The organism is Janibacter sp. Y6, from assembly GCF_040900765.1.
Taxonomy (GTDB): Bacteria; Actinomycetota; Actinomycetes; order Actinomycetales; family Dermatophilaceae; genus Marihabitans; species Marihabitans melonis.
The window spans coordinates 143,502-160,509 of sequence record NZ_JAKLYZ010000001.1 but is presented as its reverse complement, the minus strand read 5'-3'; the positions used below and the strand labels follow the sequence as shown (position 1 = coordinate 160,509).

Here is a 17,008-nt window from a genome sequence, read left to right as displayed (position 1 = left end):
CATGAGCACCTCCAGCAAGCCCGCACCCATCCAGGACCTCGAGGAGGTCGGCGTCAGCGTCTGGCTGGACGACCTCTCGCGCGAGCGGCTGCGCTCGGGCAACCTCGTCGAGCTCGTCGAGACCAAGGGCATCGTCGGCGTGACGACGAACCCCTCGATCTTCCAGGCCGCGCTCGCCGAGGGCGACGCCTACGACGAGCAGCTGCGCGAGCTCGCCGCGTCCGGCACGGACGTCGACGACGCGGTCTTCGCGCTGACGACCGACGACGTGCGCGAGGCGTGCGACGTCTTCCGCCCGATCTACGAGTCCACCGACGGCGTCGACGGCCGGGTCTCGATCGAGGTCGACCCCCGCGCGGCCCGCGACACGGCGCGCACGGTGGAGCTCGCCCAGGCGCTGTCCGACACCGTCGACCGCCCGCAGGTCTTCATCAAGATCCCGGCGACCCAGGAGGGCCTGTCGGCGATCACCGACACCCTGGGCGCGGGGATCAGCGTCAACGTCACCCTGATCTTCAGCCTCGAGCGCTACCGCGCGGTGATGAACGCCTACCTCGAGGGTCTCGAGAAGGCCCTCGCGGCCGGCGAGGACATCTCGACGATCCACTCGGTCGCCTCCTTCTTCGTCTCCCGCGTCGACAGCGAGATCGACGGGCGTCTCGAGAAGATCGGCACCGACGAGGCCCTCGCCCTGCGGGGCAAGGCCGGCGTCGCGAACGCCCGGCTCGCCTACCAGGCCTACGAGGAGGTCTTCTCGACCCCGCGCTGGGAGCGCCTCGAGGCCGAGGGCGGGCGCAAGCAGCGTCCGCTGTGGGCCTCGACGGGTGTGAAGAACCCCGACTACAGCGACACGCTGTACGTCGTCGACCTCGCCGCCCCGAACACCGTCAACACCATGCCGGAGAAGACGCTCGACGCGGTCCTCGACCACGGCGAGGTCCGCGGCGACCAGGTGAGCGGCACCTACGAGGAGGCGCAGCAGGTCCTCGACCGGCTCGCCGAGCTCGGCGTCGACTACACGGAGGTCACCGACCAGCTCGAGCGCGAGGGCGTCGAGAAGTTCGAGGCGTCCTGGGCCGAGCTGCTCGACGGCGTGCGCACCGAGCTCGACAAGGCCGGCACGAAGTGAGCAGCCTGTCCGTCTCCGCCGCGGGCGCGGCGGCGAAGGCGATCGCCTCCGCCGTGCCCGCCCTCGTCGAGGAGCGCTTCGCGAGCCGGCTCTTCGCGCAGGACGCGACCCTGTGGGGCGCCGAGGCCGAGGACGAGGCGTCCAAGCGCCTGGCCTGGGTGGGCCTGGCCCGCTCCTCACGCCCCCTCGTCGGCGAGATCGCCGCCCTGCGCGACGAGCTGCGCGCCGACGGCGTCGACCGGGTCGTCCTGTGCGGCATGGGCGGCAGCTCGCTGGCGCCCGAGGTCATCTGCGCCACCGCGGGCGTCCCGCTCGTCGTCCTCGACTCGAGCCACCCCGACGTCGTGCGCGCCGCGGTGACCGACCTCGAGCGCACGGTCGTCGTCGTCTCGAGCAAGTCCGGCTCCACCGTCGAGACCGACAGCCAGCGCCGGGTCTTCGAGCAGGCCTTCGCCGACGCCGGCATCGACGCGGCGCGTCGCATCGTCGTCGTCACCGACCCGGGCAGCCCGCTCGAGCAGGAGGCCCGCGACGCGGGCTACCGCGTCGTCTCGGCCGACCCGCAGGTCGGTGGGCGCTACTCGGCGCTGACCGCCTTCGGCCTCGTGCCCTCCGGTCTGGCCGGAGCCGACGTCGAGGAGCTCCTCGACGACGCCGAGTCGGTGACCGACCTGCTCGCCGAGGACGACGAGGCCAACCCCGGCCTGCGCCTCGGCGCGGCGATGGCCGCCACCGACCCGCTGCGCGACAAGCTCTACCTCCTCGAGCACGGCACGCAGGCCGCCGGCTTCGGCGACTGGGCCGAGCAGCTCATCGCGGAGTCCACCGGCAAGCAGGGGCGCGGGATCCTGCCCGTCGTCCTGCCCTCGCCCGGTGACCGGGCCCTGCCGGACGACGCGACGCTCGTGCGCCTCGTCGGCACCGACCACGAGGAGGAGCCGGACAGCTCCGCCCCGTCCGTCGTCGACGTCGGCGGGACCCTCGGCGCCCAGCTGCTCCTGTGGGAGGTCGCGACCGCGGCCGCCGGCCGTCTGCTGAGCATCAACCCCTTCGACCAGCCCGACGTCGAGTCCGCGAAGGCGGCCGCCCGCGGTCTGCTCGAGGCGAAGGGGGACGCCCCCGCCTCCCCCGACGTCACCGACGGAGACGTCGAGGTGCGCGCACTCGGCGGCGACTGGCTCGGCGACGCGAGCACCGTGAGCGACGCGGTCGACGCGCTGCTCGCCCAGCTCGACCCCGAGCACGGCTACGTCGCCGTCATGGCCTACCTCGACCGGGCGGAGCACGCCGGGCTCGCGCAGGTCGCGACGACCCTCGCCGAGCGCACGGGTCGTCCGACGACCTTCGGCTGGGGCCCGCGCTTCCTGCACTCGACCGGTCAGTACCACAAGGGCGGGCCCGCGACCGGGGTCTTCCTCCAGGTCACCGACACCCCCCGCGCGGACCTGCCGGTCCCGGGCCGGGACTTCACGCTCGGCGAGTTCGTCGCCGCGCAGGCCGGGGGCGACGCCTCGGTGCTCGTCGACCACGGGCGTCCGGTCCTCGTCCTGCACCTCACCGGTGACGGCGGCGTCGCCGCCGTGACCTCCGCCGTCTCGCAGGGCGACGCATGAAGCCGGCCAAGGTGACCGCGACGGACAACCCCCTTCGCGACCCACGGGACAAGCGCCTGCCGAAGATCGCCGGGCCGTGCAGCCTCGTGCTCTTCGGCGTCACGGGCGACCTCGCCCGCAAAAAGCTCCTGCCGGCGATCTACGACCTCGCCAACCGCGGTCTGCTGCCGCCCGGCTTCAGCCTCGTCGGCTTCGCCCGTCGCGACTGGGAGGACCAGGACTTCGGCAAGATCGTCCACGAGGCGGTGCGGGCACACGCCCGCACCCCCTTCCGGGAGGAGGTGTGGCGGGCGCTGTCCGAGGGCTTCCGCTTCGTGCCGGGCGTCTTCGACGACGACGCGGCCTTCGACCTGCTCGCCGAGACCGTCCACGAGCTCGACGAGCAGCGGGGCACCGACGGCAACCACGCCTTCTACCTCTCCATCCCCCCGGGCTCCTTCTCGACGGTCTGCCAGCAGCTCGAGCGCAGCGGTCTGACCCACGGCGAGGGCGACTCGTGGCGACGCGTCGTCATCGAGAAGCCCTTCGGGCACGACCTCAAGAGCGCGCGCGAGCTCAACGACGTCGTCGAGTCGGTCTTCCCGGCCGACTCGATCTTCCGGATCGACCACTATCTCGGCAAGGAGACGGTCCAGAACCTCCTGGCGCTGCGCTTCGCGAACCAGATGTTCGAGCCGGTGTGGAACAGCCACTACGTCGACCACGTGCAGATCACCATGGCCGAGGACATCGGCATCGGTGGTCGTGCGGGGTACTACGACGGCATCGGCGCGGCCCGTGACGTCATCCAGAACCACCTCCTGCAGCTGCTCGCCCTCACCGCGATGGAGGAGCCGACGAGCTTCACCGCTGACGCGCTGCGGGCCGAGAAGGAGAAGGTCCTCGCCGCGGTGCGCATCCCCAAGGACCTCGGCAAGCACACCGCACGTGGTCAGTACGCCGAGGGCTGGCAGGGCGGCGAGCACGTCATCGGCTACCGCGACGAGGACGGCGTCGGCGAGTCCTCGACGACCGAGACCTATGCCGCGATGCGGCTCGACATCGACACGCGTCGCTGGGCGAACGTGCCCTTCTACCTGCGCACGGGCAAGCGCCTGGGCAAGCGGGTGACGGAGATCGCCGTCGTCTTCAAGCGGGCGCCGCACCTGCCCTTCAACGACACCGAGACCGAGGAGCTGGGGCAGAACGCCGTCGTCATCCGGGTCCAGCCCGACGAGGGCATCACGATGCGCTTCGGGGCGAAGGTGCCCGGCAACCAGATGGAGGTGCGCGACGTCTCGATGGACTTCGGCTACGGGCGCGCCTTCACCGAGGTGAGCCCGGAGGCCTACGAGCGGCTCATCCTCGACGTGCTGCTCGGCGACCCGCCGCTCTTCCCCCGGCACGAGGAGGTCGAGCTGTCCTGGCAGATCCTCGACCCCATCGAGAAGTACTGGGCCAAGCAGCGCTCCATCGATCAGTACCCCGCGGGCACGTGGGGCCCGACGAGCGCTGACGCGATGATGCACCGTGACGGCCGCGAGTGGAGGATGCCGTGATCATCGACCTGCCGAGCACGACGACCCAGGCGATCTCGAAGAAGCTCGTCCGGCTGCGTCAGGACGTGGGGTCGATGGCGCTCTCGCGCGTCCTCACCCTCGTCGTCATCGCCGACGAGGCCGACATCGACGACGCCGTCGAGATCGCCAACGACGCGAGCCACCAGCATCCGTGCCGCATCGTCGCGGTCGCCTCGGGCAACACCCGCGGCAAGGCGCGCCTCGACGCGCAGATCCGTCTGGGCGGGGACGCCGGGGCCAGCGAGGTCGTCGTCCTGCGGCTCTACGGGCCGCTCGTCGCCCATGCCCGCAGCGTCGTCATCCCGCTGCTGCTGCCCGACTCCCCCGTCGTCGCGTGGTGGCCGAAGGACCCGCCGAAGTCACCCGCGCACGACCCTGTCGGCGCGATGGCCCAGCGGCGGATCACCGACGTGGCCCAGCTGGAGAGCATCGGGCCGGTGCTGAAGACCCTGGCCCGCTCCTACAGCCCCGGCGACACCGACCTCGCGTGGTCGCGCGTCACCCTGTGGCGAGGGCTGCTCGCCTCGGCGCTGGACCGGGCCCCCTTCGAGCCCGTGACGAGCGCGACGGTGACCGGTGCCGCCGACTCGCCGTCGACCGACCTGCTCGCGGGCTGGCTCCAGCACCGTCTGCGCTGCCCGGTGTCGGTCGTGCGCTCGCGCGACCGCAGCGGGATCATCTCGGTGCGCCTCGAGCGGCGCTCGGGGATCATCGACCTCGTGCGCCCGCAGGACGGCGAGACGGCGACGATGGACCAGACGGGGCAGCCGCAGCGCGCGATCGCCCTGGCTCACCGCAGCGACGCCGAGTGCCTCGCCGACGAGCTGCGGCGGCTCGACGCCGACGAGGTCTACGAGGACGCCCTCACCAAGGGGCTGCCGCAGGTGACGATGCGTCGTCTGACGATGACCGAGGCCGTGGCGAAGGGGGAGGTCCCCTCCCCCTCGTCGAGCCGCAAGACCCAGGAGCGCCTGGAGAAGCAGGCCCGGGCGACCCGCAGCTCGGCGATGGTCCAGGCCGAGCCCGAGAAGAAGTCGGCAGAGCCGGCAGCGGTGAAGCAGGCCGCACGCCGCAAGCTCGCGGACAAGAGCGAGGGCTCGTGAGCAGCGCGCCGGTCGAGGTCGTCGTCGAGCCCGGCAAGACCGAGCTCGCGGCGGCCGTCGGCCGGCGCCTGCGCGCGGTGGTCGAGGAGGCCACCGCCGCCGGGCGACCGGTCGAGATCGGTCTCACCGGGGGCTCGATGGGGGGCGCGAGCGTCTCGGCCCTCGTGGCGGAGCACGAGCGCGAGCCGCTCGACCTCTCCGCCGTCGGGCTGTGGTGGGGCGACGAGCGCTACCTCCCGTCCGGGGACCCCGAGCGCAATGACACCCAGGCCGACGAGGCCGGCTTGCCGCGGCTCGGGCTGCCGGACGATCGCGTCCATCGCGTGCCGGGGCCGGATGGCTCGGACGACGTCGAGGACGCCGCCGGCCGGTACGCCGAGGAGCTGCGCTCCGTCGGCCGAGGCGGCTTCGAGGTGCTCATGCTCGGGGTCGGCCCCGACGGGCACGTCGCCTCGCTCTTCCCCGGTCACCCGGCCCAGATGGCGCAGGACGCGATCACGGTCGCGGTGCACGACTCCCCCAAGCCGCCGCCGGAGCGGGTCTCGCTGACCTTCGAGGCGATGGAGCGCACCCGCGAGGTGTGGTTCGTCGTCGCGGGCGCGGACAAGGCTCAGGCCGTCCGCGACGGCCTCGACGGCGCCGGCCCCGACGTGTCCTCGGCGGCGCAGGTCCGCGGGACCGTCCGCACCGTGTGGTTCCTCGACGAGGACGCCGCGCAGGCAGCCAGCCTCAGCCGCTGACGCGGCGGGCGACTACTCGGTGCCGCGGCGGCGGCGCAGCTCGCCGAGACGCTCGGCGAGGATCTCCTCGCCCTCGCTGTCGCTGCGGCGCTCCTTGACGTACGCGAGGTGGGTCTTGTAGACCTCGGCCCGCGGCGGGGCAGGAGGGTTGTCCTTGTCCTGCCCGGCGGGCAGACCGCACCGGGTGCACTCCCACTGCTCGGGGATCTCGACCCCGGGCTCGAGGGCGAAGCTCGGGCGCACCTCGTGGCCCTTGCCGCACCAGTACGAGACAAAGGTCCGCGGGGCGCTCTCGCCCCGCTCGGCCTCGCCCATCGGTCCGGCGCCCACGCGGCTGCCCCGGATCGCGTTCCCTCCACCAGCCATGTGCTGCTCCTCAGACGTCGAAGCGGTCGATGACGCCGATGCCGACGACGGAGACGAACCACAGCAGCCCCACGACGACCGTGAAGCGCGTGAGGTTGCGCTCGGCCACCGACGAGCTGCCGAGGGACGCGGTCATGCCACCGCCGAACATGTCGGAGATGCCGCCGCCCTTGCCCTTGTGCATGAGGATGAGGAGGGTGAGGATCAGCCCGGTGATCACAAGGATCACCTGGAGGGCGATGCGTACTGCGTCCACGTCTGTCGGCCTTCGGGTCGGTCGTGCGGTCGGTCTGACACGGCAGGATACCTGCCCGCGCCGGATCAGGTGGTGAGGTGCGCCTGGTAGCGGCAGATGGCGGCGAACTCCTCGGCGTCGAGCGAGGCCCCGCCGACGAGCGCGCCGTCGACGTCGGCGCCGGCCATGATCGCCGCGACGTTGCCGGACTTCACCGACCCGCCGTAGAGGACCCGGACCGCGTCGGCGACCTCAGGCGAGGCGATCTGCGCGAGCTCCTCGCGGATCGCGGCGCACACCTCCTGGGCGTCCTCGGGCGTGGCGACCTCGCCGGTGCCGATGGCCCACACGGGCTCGTAGGCGACGACGACGGTGGCCAGCTGCTCCTCGCTCAGGCCCGCGAGCGAGCCGCGCACCTGCTCGACGACGTGCGCGACGTGCTCGCCGGCCTGGCGGACCTCGAGGCCCTCGCCGACGCAGACGACGGGGGTGAGCCCGTGACGGTAGCCCGCGGCGGCCTTCGCCGCGACGACCTCGTCGCTCTCGCCGTGGTGCTCACGTCGCTCGCTGTGGCCGACGACGACGTAGGTGCAGCCGAGGCGCGCGAGGAAGGCGCCGGAGATCTCGCCGGTGTACGCGCCGCTGTCGTGCTGCGAGAGGTCCTGCGCGCCGTAGCGCAGGGCGAGCTTGTCGCCGTCGACGAGGGTCTGCACGGAGCGCAGGTCGGTGTAGGGCGGCATGACGACGACCTCGACGGCCGCGTGGTCGTGCTTGGCGTCGCGCAGCGTCCAGTCGAGCTTCTGCACGAGGTGCGCGGCCTGCATGTGGTCGAGGTTCATCTTCCAGTTGCCCGCCATGAGCGGGGTGCGGCCGGTCATCGCGTGCCCTCCTGGGTCTCGTGGACCTGCAGCCCCGGGAGCTCCTTGCCCTCGAGGTACTCCAGGGACGCGCCGCCCCCGGTGCTGATGTGCCCGAAGTCGGCGTCCTCGAAGCCGAGCTGACGGACCGCGGCGGCCGAGTCGCCACCGCCGACGACGGTGAGCGCGCCGGTCGCGGTGACGTCGACGAGCGCCTGGGCGACCGCCTTCGTCCCGGCGGCGTAGGGGGCCATCTCGAAGGCCCCCATCGGGCCGTTCCAGAAGACGGTGCGGCAGTCGGCCAGGCGCGAGGCGAAGAGCTCGCCGGAGCGCGGGCCGATGTCGAGACCCATGCGGTCGGCGGGGATCGCGTCCGCGGCGACGACCTCGTGGTCGGCCTCCGCGGAGAACTCCGTGGCCGCGACGACGTCGACGGGCAGGACGATCTCGACCCCGTCGCGCTCGGCCCGCTCGAGGTACTCGCGGACCCGGTCGACCTGGTCGGCCTCGAGCAGGCTCGTGCCGACCTCGTGGCCCTGGGCGGCGAGGAAGGTGAAGACCATCCCGCCGCCGACGAGCAGGCGGTCGGCGGTGCCGAGGAGGTTGTCGATGACGCCGAGCTTGTCGGAGACCTTCGCGCCGCCGAGGACGACCGCGTACGGCCGCTCGGGCTCGCTCGTCAGACGGCGCAGCACGTCGACCTCGGTGCGCACGAGACCGCCGACGGCCGCCGGCAGGCGGGTCGCGACGTCGTAGACCGAGGCCTGCTTGCGGTGCACGACGCCGAAGCCGTCGCTGACGTAGGCGTCGGCGAGGGCGGCGAGCTCGTCGGCGAAGGCACCGCGCTCGCTCTCGTCCTTGCTCGTCTCGCCCGGGTTGAAGCGCAGGTTCTCCAGGACGGCGACGTTGCCGTCCTGGAGGTCCGCGACGACCCCCTTCGCCGACTCCCCCACCGTGTCGGTGGCGAAGGCGACGTCCTGGCCGAGCAGCTCGCCCAGGCGCTGCGCCACGGGGCGCAGCGAGTAGCGCTCCTCGGGAGCGCCCTTGGGCCGACCGAGGTGGGCGCACACGACGACGCGCGCACCCGCCTCGGTCAGCTCGCGGATCGTCGGCAGCGAGGCACGGATCCGTCCGTCGTCGGTGATGGTGCTCCCGTCGAGCGGGACGTTGAGGTCGGACCGCAGGAGCACGCGCTGGCCGCGCAGCTCTCCGAGGTCGGCGATGGTCTTCACGATCCGTGCGTCCTTGTCAGCCGAGGTGGGTCAGAGGCTCTGGCCGACGAGCAGGCAGAGGTCGGCGAGGCGGTTGGAGTAGCCCCACTCGTTGTCGTACCAGCCGACGACCTTGACCTGGTCGCCGATGACCTTGGTCAGGCCCGCGTCGAAGATGCAGCTCGCCGGGTCGGTCTCGATGTCCTTGGAGACGATCGGGTCCTCGGTGTAGACGAGACGGCCGGCCATCGGGCCGGACTCCGCGGCCTTGCGCACGATCTCGTTGACCTCCTCGACGGTCGTCTCGCGACCGGCGGTGAAGGTGAGGTCGGTGGCCGAGCCGGTGGGGACCGGCACGCGCAGGGCGTAGCCGTCGAGCTTGCCCTTGAGCTCGGGGAGGACGAGGGCGACGGCCTTGGCCGCACCGGTCGAGGTGGGGACGATGTTGAGCGCGGCGGCGCGGGCGCGACGCAGGTCGCTGTGCGGGGCGTCGTGGAGGCGCTGGTCACCGGTGTAGGCGTGGATGGTCGTCATGAGACCGCGCTCGATGCCCAGACCGTCGTTGAGCGCCTTGGCCATGGGGGCCAGGCAGTTCGTCGTGCACGACGCGTTGGAGATGATCGTGTGCTTCTCCGGGTCGTACAGGTCGTCGTTGACGCCCATGACGATGGTGATGTCCTCGTTCTTGGCCGGGGCCGAGATGATGACCTTCTTCGCACCGCCGTCGATGTGGGCCTTGGCCTTCGTCGCGTCGGTGAAGAAGCCGGTGGACTCGACGACGACGTCGACGCCCTCGCTCGCCCAGTCGATCTTCGCCGGGTCCTTCTCCTCGAAGATGCGGATGCGCTTGCCGCCGACGCTGATGGAGTCGTCGTCGTAGGTGACGTCCTGGCTGAGGCGACCGAGGATCGAGTCGTACTTCAGCAGGTGCGCGTGGGTCTTGTTGTCCATGAGGTCGTTCGCGGCGACGACCTCGATGTCGGCGCCGGACGCCAGCACGGCGCGATAGAAGTTCTTGCCGATGCGGCCGAAGCCGTTGATCCCAACACGAACGGTCACGGTGATGCCTCTCAGGTGGTCGAGTCGGCCGCCTCAGCGCGGCCCAGGGTGCCCCTCCACCCTAGGGGGTCGGGGTGAGGTGCGTCGCACCGGTCGGCGATGCGGACACCGGGTGGTCGGGAGGTGCTCGGCGGGTGGCCGACAGGGGGTGGGCAGGGGCGCGAAGGGGGTGTCAGCCGTCGAGGAGGTCGGCCGAGAGCGAGGCCTCGGTGTCGGGGATCCCGAGCTCGGCGGCGCGCTTGTCGGCCATGGCGAGCAGACGGCGGATCCGGCCGGCCACGGCGTCCTTGGTCATCGGCGGGTCGGCGAGGCGGCCGAGCTCCTCGAGCGAGGCCTGCTTGTGCTCGACGCGCAGAGAGCCGGCCTGCTCGAGGTGGTCGGGGATGTCCTCGCCGAGGATCTCCATCGCGCGCTGCACCCGTGCCCCGGCGGCGACGGCCGCCCGGGCGGAGCGTCGCAGGTTGGCGTCGTCGAAGTTGGCCAGCCGGTTGGCGGTCGCCCGGACCTCGCGGCGCATCCGCCGCTCCTCCCAGGCGAGGACGGCGTCGTGGGCCCCGAGGCGCACGAGGAGGGCGCTGATGGCGTCGCCGTCCCGGATGACGACGCGGTCGACACCGCGCACCTCCCGCGCCTTGGCCGGCACGCCGAGGCGGCGGGCGGCCCCGACGAGGGCGAGGGCCGACTCGGGACCGGGGCAGGTGACCTCGAGGGAGGAGGACCGGCCGGGCTCGGTAAGGCTGCCGTGGGCGATGAAGGCGCCGCGCCAGGCGGCGACCGCGTCGCACTGCGAGCCGCCGACGACCTTGGGGGGCAGACCACGCACGGGCCGCCCGCGGCCGTCGACGAGACCGGTCTGGCGGGCGAGGGCCTCGCCCTCCCGGGCGACCCGCACGACGTAGCGGGTGCCGCGGCGCAGGCCGCCGGCGGCGAGGACGAGCAGCTCGGACTCGTGGCCGTAGACCTCGGCGATGTCGCGGCGCAGGCGACGCGCGGCGTGAGCGGTGTCCAGCTCGGCCTCGACGACGATCCGCCCGCCGACGATGTGCAGACCGCCCGCGAAGCGCAGCACCGAGGCGATCTCGGCCTTGCGGCAGCAGGTCTTCGTCACCTCGTGCCGGCTCAGCTCGTCCTTGACCCGTGCGGTCATCGCCATGCGTGCGTCCTACCTCTCGCGGCTCCCCCGGGATCTCCGGGGCAGCTCGAGGATGTCACGGTACGCCGCACCCAGTCGCAGCGCATCGTGCTGCCCCGGACGCCCCGGCTGCGCGACCTCGTAGAGGGCGAGCTCGGCGCCGATGCTCGCGCAGGCCCGCTCGAGGCCCTCGCGGTCGTCGACGACCGAGGGGTCGGCGAGCACCGTCTCGACGTGGAGCTCGGGCGCCGTGCTGCGCAGGCGCTCGATGTGCTCGACGGCGGAGAAGCCCTGGGTCTCGTCGGTGCTCATCTCGAGGTTGAGGGTGAGGATGCGGTGCGCGTCGGTCTCGACGAGCGCCTGGCGCAGCTCGGGCACGAGCAGGTGCGTGAGGACGGACGTGAACCACGACCCCGGGCCGAGGATGACGGCGTCGGCCCCGCGGACGGCCTCGACGGCCTCCGGGCGGGCCGGCGGGTCGTGCGGGAGGACGGCGATCGACTCGACGACCCCCGTCGTGCGCGCGATCTCGACCTGACCGACGACGGTCGAGCGGTCGTCGGGGTCGGCCGGGTCGACGCCGCGCACCTGGGCCATGAGCTCGAGCGGGACGGCCGACATCGGCAGCACCCGCCCCCGGGCCTGGAGCAGTCGTCCGACGAGGTCGAGACCGGCGACCGGGTCGTCGATGAGCTGCCAGAGCGAGACGATGAGGAGGTTGCCCAGGGCGTGGCCACCGAGGTCGCCGTCGCCGTCGAAGCGGTGCTGCAGGACCGCCGACCACATGTGGCCCCAGTCGCTGTCGTCGCACAGCGCGGTGAGAGCCATCCGCAGGTCGCCCGGGGGCAACACGGAGAAGTCCTCGCGCAGCCGCCCGCTCGAGCCGCCGTCGTCGGCGACGGTGACGACGGCGGTCACGGCGTCGCTGATGTGGCGCAGCGCGGTGAGCGAGGCAGCCAGGCCGTGGCCGCCGCCGAGGGCGACGACCTCGAGGTGACGCTCGGGGGTGATGGACGCGGGGAGGGTGAATGCGGCCGTCATCTCACTCCTGCCCGAGGTCGCGGTGGACGACGAAGGTCTCGACGTCCTCGCCGGCGAGCCGGGAGGCCAGCTCCTCGGCGACGGCGACGCTGCGGTGCTTGCCGCCCGTGCACCCGACGGCGAGGGTCACGTACTTGCGGTTCTCGCGCAGGTAGCCGGCGATCACCGGCTCGAGGAGCCGCTCGACGGAGTCGAGGAAGTCGCCGGCTCCCTCCTGACGCAGGACGTACTCGGCGACCGGGGCCTCGCGGCCGGTGTGCGATCGCAGCTCGGGGACCCAGTAGGGGTTGGGCAGGAAGCGCATGTCGAAGACGTAGTCCGCGTCGAGCGGGACGCCGTACTTGAAGCCGAAGGACATGAGCGCGAGGCGCACCTTGTGACCGGCCGTCGTCGTGAAGAGCGGGTGGATCTTGCGCGACAGCTGGTGGACGTTCAGGCCCGAGGTGTCGATGACGAGGTCGGCCGACGAGCGCAGGTCCGCCAGGCGCGCGCGCTCCTGCTGGATCCCGTCGAGCAGCCGGCCCGTGCCCTGGAGCGGGTGCGGGCGCCGCACGGACTCGAAGCGGCGCACGAGTGCCTCGTCGGTGGCGTCGAGGAAGAGCAGCCGCAGGGTCCAGCCGCTCGCCCGCAGCTTCTCGACTGACTCGTGGAGGTCGGCGAAGCCCCGCGCGCGGATGTCGAGGACGATGGCGACCTTGCGCGGGCGCAGGCCCTGCGCGCGGCCGTCGTCGGCCTCGGTGGCCAGCTCGACGAGCTGGGGCAGCATGATCGTCGGCAGGTTGTCGATGACGTACCAGCCGAGGTCCTCCATGACGTTGGCGACCGTCGAGCGACCCGCGCCGCTCATGCCGGTGACGACGAAGACCTCCGGCAGCTCGTCGGCGCCCTGGCCCTGCTCCTGCGGCCCGTCGCTGCTCATCGTGCGTCCTCCTGCTCTCGGGTGGGGACCTGCTCTGCCGCGGCCCCGGCGTCGGCGCCCGCCACCGGGGCGGGCGCGTCGTCGAGCACCTCGCCGGTGCGCGGGTCGACGGCCGGCTCGGGGGCCTGCGCGCCCAACTCTGCCGCAATCCGGGCTGCGGTCGCCGGGCCGATGCCGGGCACCTCGGCGAGCTCCTCGACGCTCGCCGCACGGATCCGCTTCACCGAGCCGAAGCGGCCCAGCAGCGCGGCCTTGCGCGTCTGCCCCAGCCCCGGGACCGAGTCGAGGGCGGAGACGGTCATCGCCTTGCTGCGGCGCTGACGGTGGAAGGTGATGGCGAAGCGGTGCGCCTCGTCGCGCACCCGCTGCAGGAGGTAGAGCCCCTCGGAGCTGCGCGGCAGGATCACCGGGTGCTCCTCGCCGGGCAGCCACAGCTCCTCGAGCCGCTTGGCCAGGCCGACGAGGGCGACGTCCTCGATGCCGAGCCGGTCGACGACCGCCTGGGCGGCGGCCACCTGCGGCGCGCCGCCGTCGACGACGACGAGGTTGGGCGGGTAGGCGAAGCGCCGGGGTCGGCCGGTCTCCTCGTCGATGCCCGGGCGGTCGCCGCCGTGCTCGTCGACGGAGACGAGATGACGCAGGCGTCGCGTGAGCACCTCGTGCATCGCCGCGGTGTCGTCGGTGCGCCCATCGACGTCGCCCCGCACGACGAAGCGGCGGTACTCGGACTTGCGGGGCAGGCCGTCCTCGAAGACGACCATCGAGCCGACGACCTCCTGGCCCTGGATGTGGGAGATGTCGAAGCACTCGATGCGCAGAGGCGCGTCGTCGAGGCCGAGCGCCTCCTGGACGTCGTGGAGGGCCTGGCTGCGCGCCGTGAGGTCGCCGGCGCGGGCGACCTTGTGGCGGGCGAGCGCCTGGGTGGCGTTGCGCTCGACGGTCTCCATGAGCGCGCGCTTGTCGCCACGCTGCGGGACGCGCAGGTCGGCGTGCGAGCCGCGCCGGCTCCGCAGCCACTGCGTCATCGCGTCGGGGTCGTCCGGCAGCACCGGGACGAGGACCTCGCGCGGCACCTCCTCCTCGCCGTAGACGCGCTGCAGGAGGTGGGCGACGACCTCGGGCAGGGTCTCGGCGTCCTTCTCCGCGACCCAGCCCCGCTGGCCGCGGATGCGACCGCCGCGGACGTGGAAGACCTGGATGGCGACCTCGAGCTCGTCGTCGGCGAGGGCGAAGACGTCGGCGTCGGTGCCGTCGGGCAGGACGACCGCGGACTTCTCGAGGGCCTTGGTGAGCGCGCCGATGTCGTCGCGCAGCCGTGCGGCGGCCTCGAAGTCGAGCTCGGCGGAGGCCTCGCGCATCCGGGCCTGGAGCCGGCGCACGAAGCGGTCGGAGCTGCCGGCCATGAAGTCGCACAGCTCCTCGGCGATGGCGCGGTGCTCGTCGGGGTCGACCCGGCCGACGCACGGCGCCGAGCACTTGTCGATGTAGCCGAGCAGGCAGGGACGCCCGACCTGCTGGGCGCGCCGGAAGACGCCGTTGCTGCACGTGCGCACCGGGAAGACGCGCAGGAGCAGGTCGAGGGTCTCGCGGATCGCCCACGCGTGGGTGTACGGCCCGAAGTAGCGGGTCCCCTTGCGCTTGCTCCCCCGCATGACCATCGCCCGCGGGAACTCCTCGGACATCGTCACCGCGAGGTAGGGGTAGGACTTGTCGTCGCGGTACTTGACGTTGAAGCGCGGGTCGAACTCCTTGATCCACGCGTACTCGAGCTGGAGCGCCTCGACCTCGGTCGACACGACGGTCCACTCGACGGAGGCGCCGGTGCGCACCATCCGCGCGGTGCGGGGGTGCAGCCCGGAGATGTCCTGGAAATAGGACGACAGCCGCGAGCGCAGCGACTTCGCCTTGCCGACGTAGATGACCCGGCCGTGGGCGTCACGGAAGCGGTAGACGCCGGGGTCGGTCGGGATCGACCCCGGGGCAGGGCGGTAGGTCGCTGGGTCGGCCACCCGCTCACCCTAGGCGGGCGGGCTGACAGCGAAGGGGGTGACCCTCAGGCGACGGTGACGGTGTCCCCGTCGACCGTGGCCTCCTTCGCGGTGAGCCCCTTCTGCGCGGGCCCGCCCGTGACGTCGCCCGTGCTGGCGTCGAAGGTGCTGCCGTGGCACGGGCAGGTGATCGTGCCGGACTCGACCTTCGCCACCGCGCAGCCCTGGTGCGGGCAGGTCGCGTCGAAGGCCTTGAACTCGCCCTCGGTGGGCTGGGTGACGACGACGCGGTCCTGGACGACCCCGCCGCCGACGGGCACGTCCGCCGTCGGCACCGACACCCCGCCCGCGGCGGCCCCGTCACCGGAGCCGGCTGAGGCGGTCGTGCTCTCGCCGGAGCCCCCGGAGTCACCCCCGCACGCGGAGAGCGCGAGGACGCCGCCGGCGGGCACGACGAGGGCGGCACGACGGGTCAGGGGCTGCTCGTGGATGCTCACGACCCAACCCTGGCAGCCCGTGTCAAGGAATCAGCCCCGAACGGCCTGTGCAGGTCCTGGGAGGACGTCGCTGGTAACAGGTCGGACACGGTGCGTGCATGGGGAGGTCAGCCCGACGACGAACCGCACTACCTTGACGCCAGCCCACGAGCCAGTCGTGGATCACCCGGGCACGACCCGGCATCTCTTCATCTGGAGGAAACGTGACCAAGCGATCCGTCATCTCAGCAGGGGCCACGCTCCTCGCGATGTCGATGGCACTGTCCGCCTGCGGGACCCGCGGTGGCGACGGTGGCGGCGACGGCGCGGGCAGCGGCGGCGGTGGCGACGAGAAGGTCGTCAAGATCGGTGTCATCGCGCCCCTGTCGGGCGACCTGTCCGCCCTCGGCAAGGGCATCGAGAACTCCGTCGACCTCGCGGTCAAGGAGGCCAACGAGTCCGGTGAGCTCGAGGGCTGGAAGATCGAGGTCGCGGCCGAGGACGACCAGGCCAACCCCGACGTCGGCAAGAACGCCGCCTCCAAGCTCGCGGGCGACAAGGACGTCATCGGCGTCGTCGGCACGCTCAACTCCTCCGTGGCGGGCACGGTCGCCCCGGTCCTCAACACCGCGAAGATCGTCGAGGTCTCCCCGGCGAACACCGGTGTCTCCCTCACCAAGGGCGAGGACCCCAACAACCCGCAGCGGCCGTACGCGAACTACTTCCGCACCTGCACCACCGACGCCGTCCAGGGCCCCTTCGCCGCGCGCTACCTCTTCGAGAAGGCGGGCATCAAGGAGGTCGCGACGATCCACGACAAGAAGGCCTACGGCCAGGGTCTCGTCGAGTCCTTCACCTCCGAGTTCGAGAAGCTCGGCGGGAAGGTCGTGGCGGCCGAGACGATCAACCCCGACGACGACAAGTACGACGCCGTCGTCACCTCGGTCAAGGCCAAGAACCCCAAGGCCGTGTACTACGGCGGCGAGTACCCCCAGGCCGGCCCGCTGAGCCAGCAGATGAAGGCCCAGGGCCTCGACGTCCCGCTCATGGGTGGTGACGGCATCTTCAGCCCCGAGTTCGTCAAGCTCGCCGGCAAGAACAGCAACGGCGACCTCGCGACCTCGATCGGCGCCCCGACCGAGAAGCTCGACTCGGCCAAGGCCTTCGTCGACGCCTACGAGGCCGGTGGCTACTCCGACCCCTACGAGGCCTACGGCGCCCAGTCCTACGACGCGGCCAACGCGATCATCGAGGCGATGAAGGTCTCCCTCAAGGACGCCGACGACGTCGAGGGCGCTCGCCAGGCCACGATCGACGCGATGAAGGACGTCTCCTTCGACGGCGCGACCGGCAAGGTCGCCTTCGACGAGTTCGGTGACACGACGACCCGCGTCCTCACGGCCTACGAGGTCAAGGACGGCAAGTGGACCGACGTCTCCACCGAGGAGTTCACCGAGAAGTGATCCCGCGCGACGGCATCTCGCCGTCGGGCAGGTGACGGGGCGGGGGCGCACAGCCCTCGCCCCGTCCCCGGGTCGCCACGGCGACCTCGCGGGGCCACCCTCGCCCCCTCCCCCGTC

Annotated in this window: 16 protein-coding genes; 6 read left to right on the top strand and 10 right to left on the bottom strand. The window is 72.3% G+C overall.

The features are described 5' to 3' along the window. The first annotated feature begins 1 nt into the window (after nucleotide 1). The 5 genes from tal to pgl are packed head-to-tail and all read left to right on the top strand — an operon-like array spanning nucleotide 2 to nucleotide 6,144. The gene (tal, locus tag L6241_RS00720) at nucleotides 2-1,129 is read left to right on the top strand and encodes a transaldolase (RefSeq protein ID WP_368244375.1); all 1,128 of its coding nucleotides are present in this window, start codon (nucleotides 2-4) and stop codon (nucleotides 1,127-1,129) included. Continuing rightward, nucleotides 1,126-2,742 carry a glucose-6-phosphate isomerase gene (locus L6241_RS00715; protein WP_368244374.1) on the top strand — a complete coding sequence of 539 codons (1,617 nt, stop codon included), beginning with the start codon at nucleotides 1,126-1,128 and terminating at the stop codon, nucleotides 2,740-2,742. Before tal ends, L6241_RS00715 begins: the two co-directional genes overlap by 4 nt. Beyond that, complete coding sequence (zwf, locus tag L6241_RS00710; protein WP_368244373.1) at nucleotides 2,739-4,280, top strand: glucose-6-phosphate dehydrogenase; 1,542 nt, start codon at nucleotides 2,739-2,741, stop codon at nucleotides 4,278-4,280. Before L6241_RS00715 ends, zwf begins: the two co-directional genes overlap by 4 nt. Then, nucleotides 4,277-5,404: a glucose-6-phosphate dehydrogenase assembly protein OpcA gene (opcA, locus tag L6241_RS00705; protein WP_368244372.1), complete on the top strand. Its 1,128-nt coding sequence runs from the start codon at nucleotides 4,277-4,279 to the stop codon at nucleotides 5,402-5,404. The genes zwf and opcA overlap by 4 nt, the downstream gene beginning before the upstream one ends. After that, a complete protein-coding gene (pgl, locus tag L6241_RS00700) occupies nucleotides 5,401-6,144 on the top strand; it encodes a 6-phosphogluconolactonase (protein ID WP_368244371.1) in 744 nt (247 codons plus the stop codon). The genes opcA and pgl overlap by 4 nt, the downstream gene beginning before the upstream one ends. A gap of 12 nt (nucleotides 6,145-6,156) precedes the next feature. Here pgl and L6241_RS00695 read toward each other — a convergent pair whose 3' ends face one another. From L6241_RS00695 to L6241_RS00650, 10 genes are all read right to left on the bottom strand, one after another. Next, a complete protein-coding gene (locus tag L6241_RS00695; RefSeq protein ID WP_083968861.1) occupies nucleotides 6,157-6,510 on the bottom strand; it encodes an RNA polymerase-binding protein RbpA in 354 nt (117 codons plus the stop codon). Between the two features lie 10 nt (nucleotides 6,511-6,520). Then, nucleotides 6,521-6,766 carry a preprotein translocase subunit SecG gene (gene secG, locus L6241_RS00690; protein ID WP_123091700.1) on the bottom strand — a complete coding sequence of 82 codons (246 nt, stop codon included), beginning with the start codon at nucleotides 6,764-6,766 and terminating at the stop codon, nucleotides 6,521-6,523. A 65-nt stretch (nucleotides 6,767-6,831) separates the two neighbouring features. Next, nucleotides 6,832-7,623, bottom strand: a complete 792-nt coding sequence (gene tpiA / locus L6241_RS00685; RefSeq protein ID WP_368244370.1) for a triose-phosphate isomerase — start codon at nucleotides 7,621-7,623, stop codon at nucleotides 6,832-6,834. Further along, on the bottom strand, nucleotides 7,620-8,834 hold the full coding sequence (pgk, locus tag L6241_RS00680; RefSeq protein ID WP_368244369.1) for a phosphoglycerate kinase: 1,215 nt from the start codon (nucleotides 8,832-8,834) through the stop codon (nucleotides 7,620-7,622). Before pgk ends, tpiA begins: the two co-directional genes overlap by 4 nt. Nucleotides 8,835-8,864: 30 nt before the next feature. Further along, nucleotides 8,865-9,872: a type I glyceraldehyde-3-phosphate dehydrogenase gene (gap, locus tag L6241_RS00675; protein WP_368244367.1), complete on the bottom strand. Its 1,008-nt coding sequence runs from the start codon at nucleotides 9,870-9,872 to the stop codon at nucleotides 8,865-8,867. 172 nt (nucleotides 9,873-10,044) lie between these two features. Then, the gene (gene whiA / locus L6241_RS00670; protein ID WP_068276011.1) at nucleotides 10,045-11,025 is read right to left on the bottom strand and encodes a DNA-binding protein WhiA; all 981 of its coding nucleotides are present in this window, start codon (nucleotides 11,023-11,025) and stop codon (nucleotides 10,045-10,047) included. Nucleotides 11,026-11,034: 9 nt separating this feature from the next. Further along, on the bottom strand, nucleotides 11,035-12,045 hold the full coding sequence (yvcK, locus tag L6241_RS00665; RefSeq protein WP_123091698.1) for a uridine diphosphate-N-acetylglucosamine-binding protein YvcK: 1,011 nt from the start codon (nucleotides 12,043-12,045) through the stop codon (nucleotides 11,035-11,037). A gap of 1 nt (nucleotide 12,046) precedes the next feature. Next, nucleotides 12,047-12,964, bottom strand: coding sequence for an RNase adapter RapZ (rapZ, locus tag L6241_RS00660; protein ID WP_123091697.1), 918 nt, complete (start codon nucleotides 12,962-12,964; stop codon nucleotides 12,047-12,049). Continuing rightward, the gene (uvrC, locus tag L6241_RS00655; protein WP_368244366.1) at nucleotides 12,961-14,973 is read right to left on the bottom strand and encodes an excinuclease ABC subunit UvrC; all 2,013 of its coding nucleotides are present in this window, start codon (nucleotides 14,971-14,973) and stop codon (nucleotides 12,961-12,963) included. The genes rapZ and uvrC overlap by 4 nt, the downstream gene beginning before the upstream one ends. A gap of 44 nt (nucleotides 14,974-15,017) precedes the next feature. Next, nucleotides 15,018-15,449 carry a Rieske (2Fe-2S) protein gene (locus L6241_RS00650; RefSeq protein WP_251718781.1) on the bottom strand — a complete coding sequence of 144 codons (432 nt, stop codon included), beginning with the start codon at nucleotides 15,447-15,449 and terminating at the stop codon, nucleotides 15,018-15,020. A 203-nt stretch (nucleotides 15,450-15,652) separates the two neighbouring features. Here L6241_RS00650 and L6241_RS00645 point away from each other — a divergent pair, with 203 nt between their 5' ends. Continuing rightward, complete coding sequence (locus L6241_RS00645; protein WP_368244365.1) at nucleotides 15,653-16,891, top strand: branched-chain amino acid ABC transporter substrate-binding protein; 1,239 nt, start codon at nucleotides 15,653-15,655, stop codon at nucleotides 16,889-16,891. Nucleotides 16,892-17,008 lie beyond the last annotated feature (117 nt).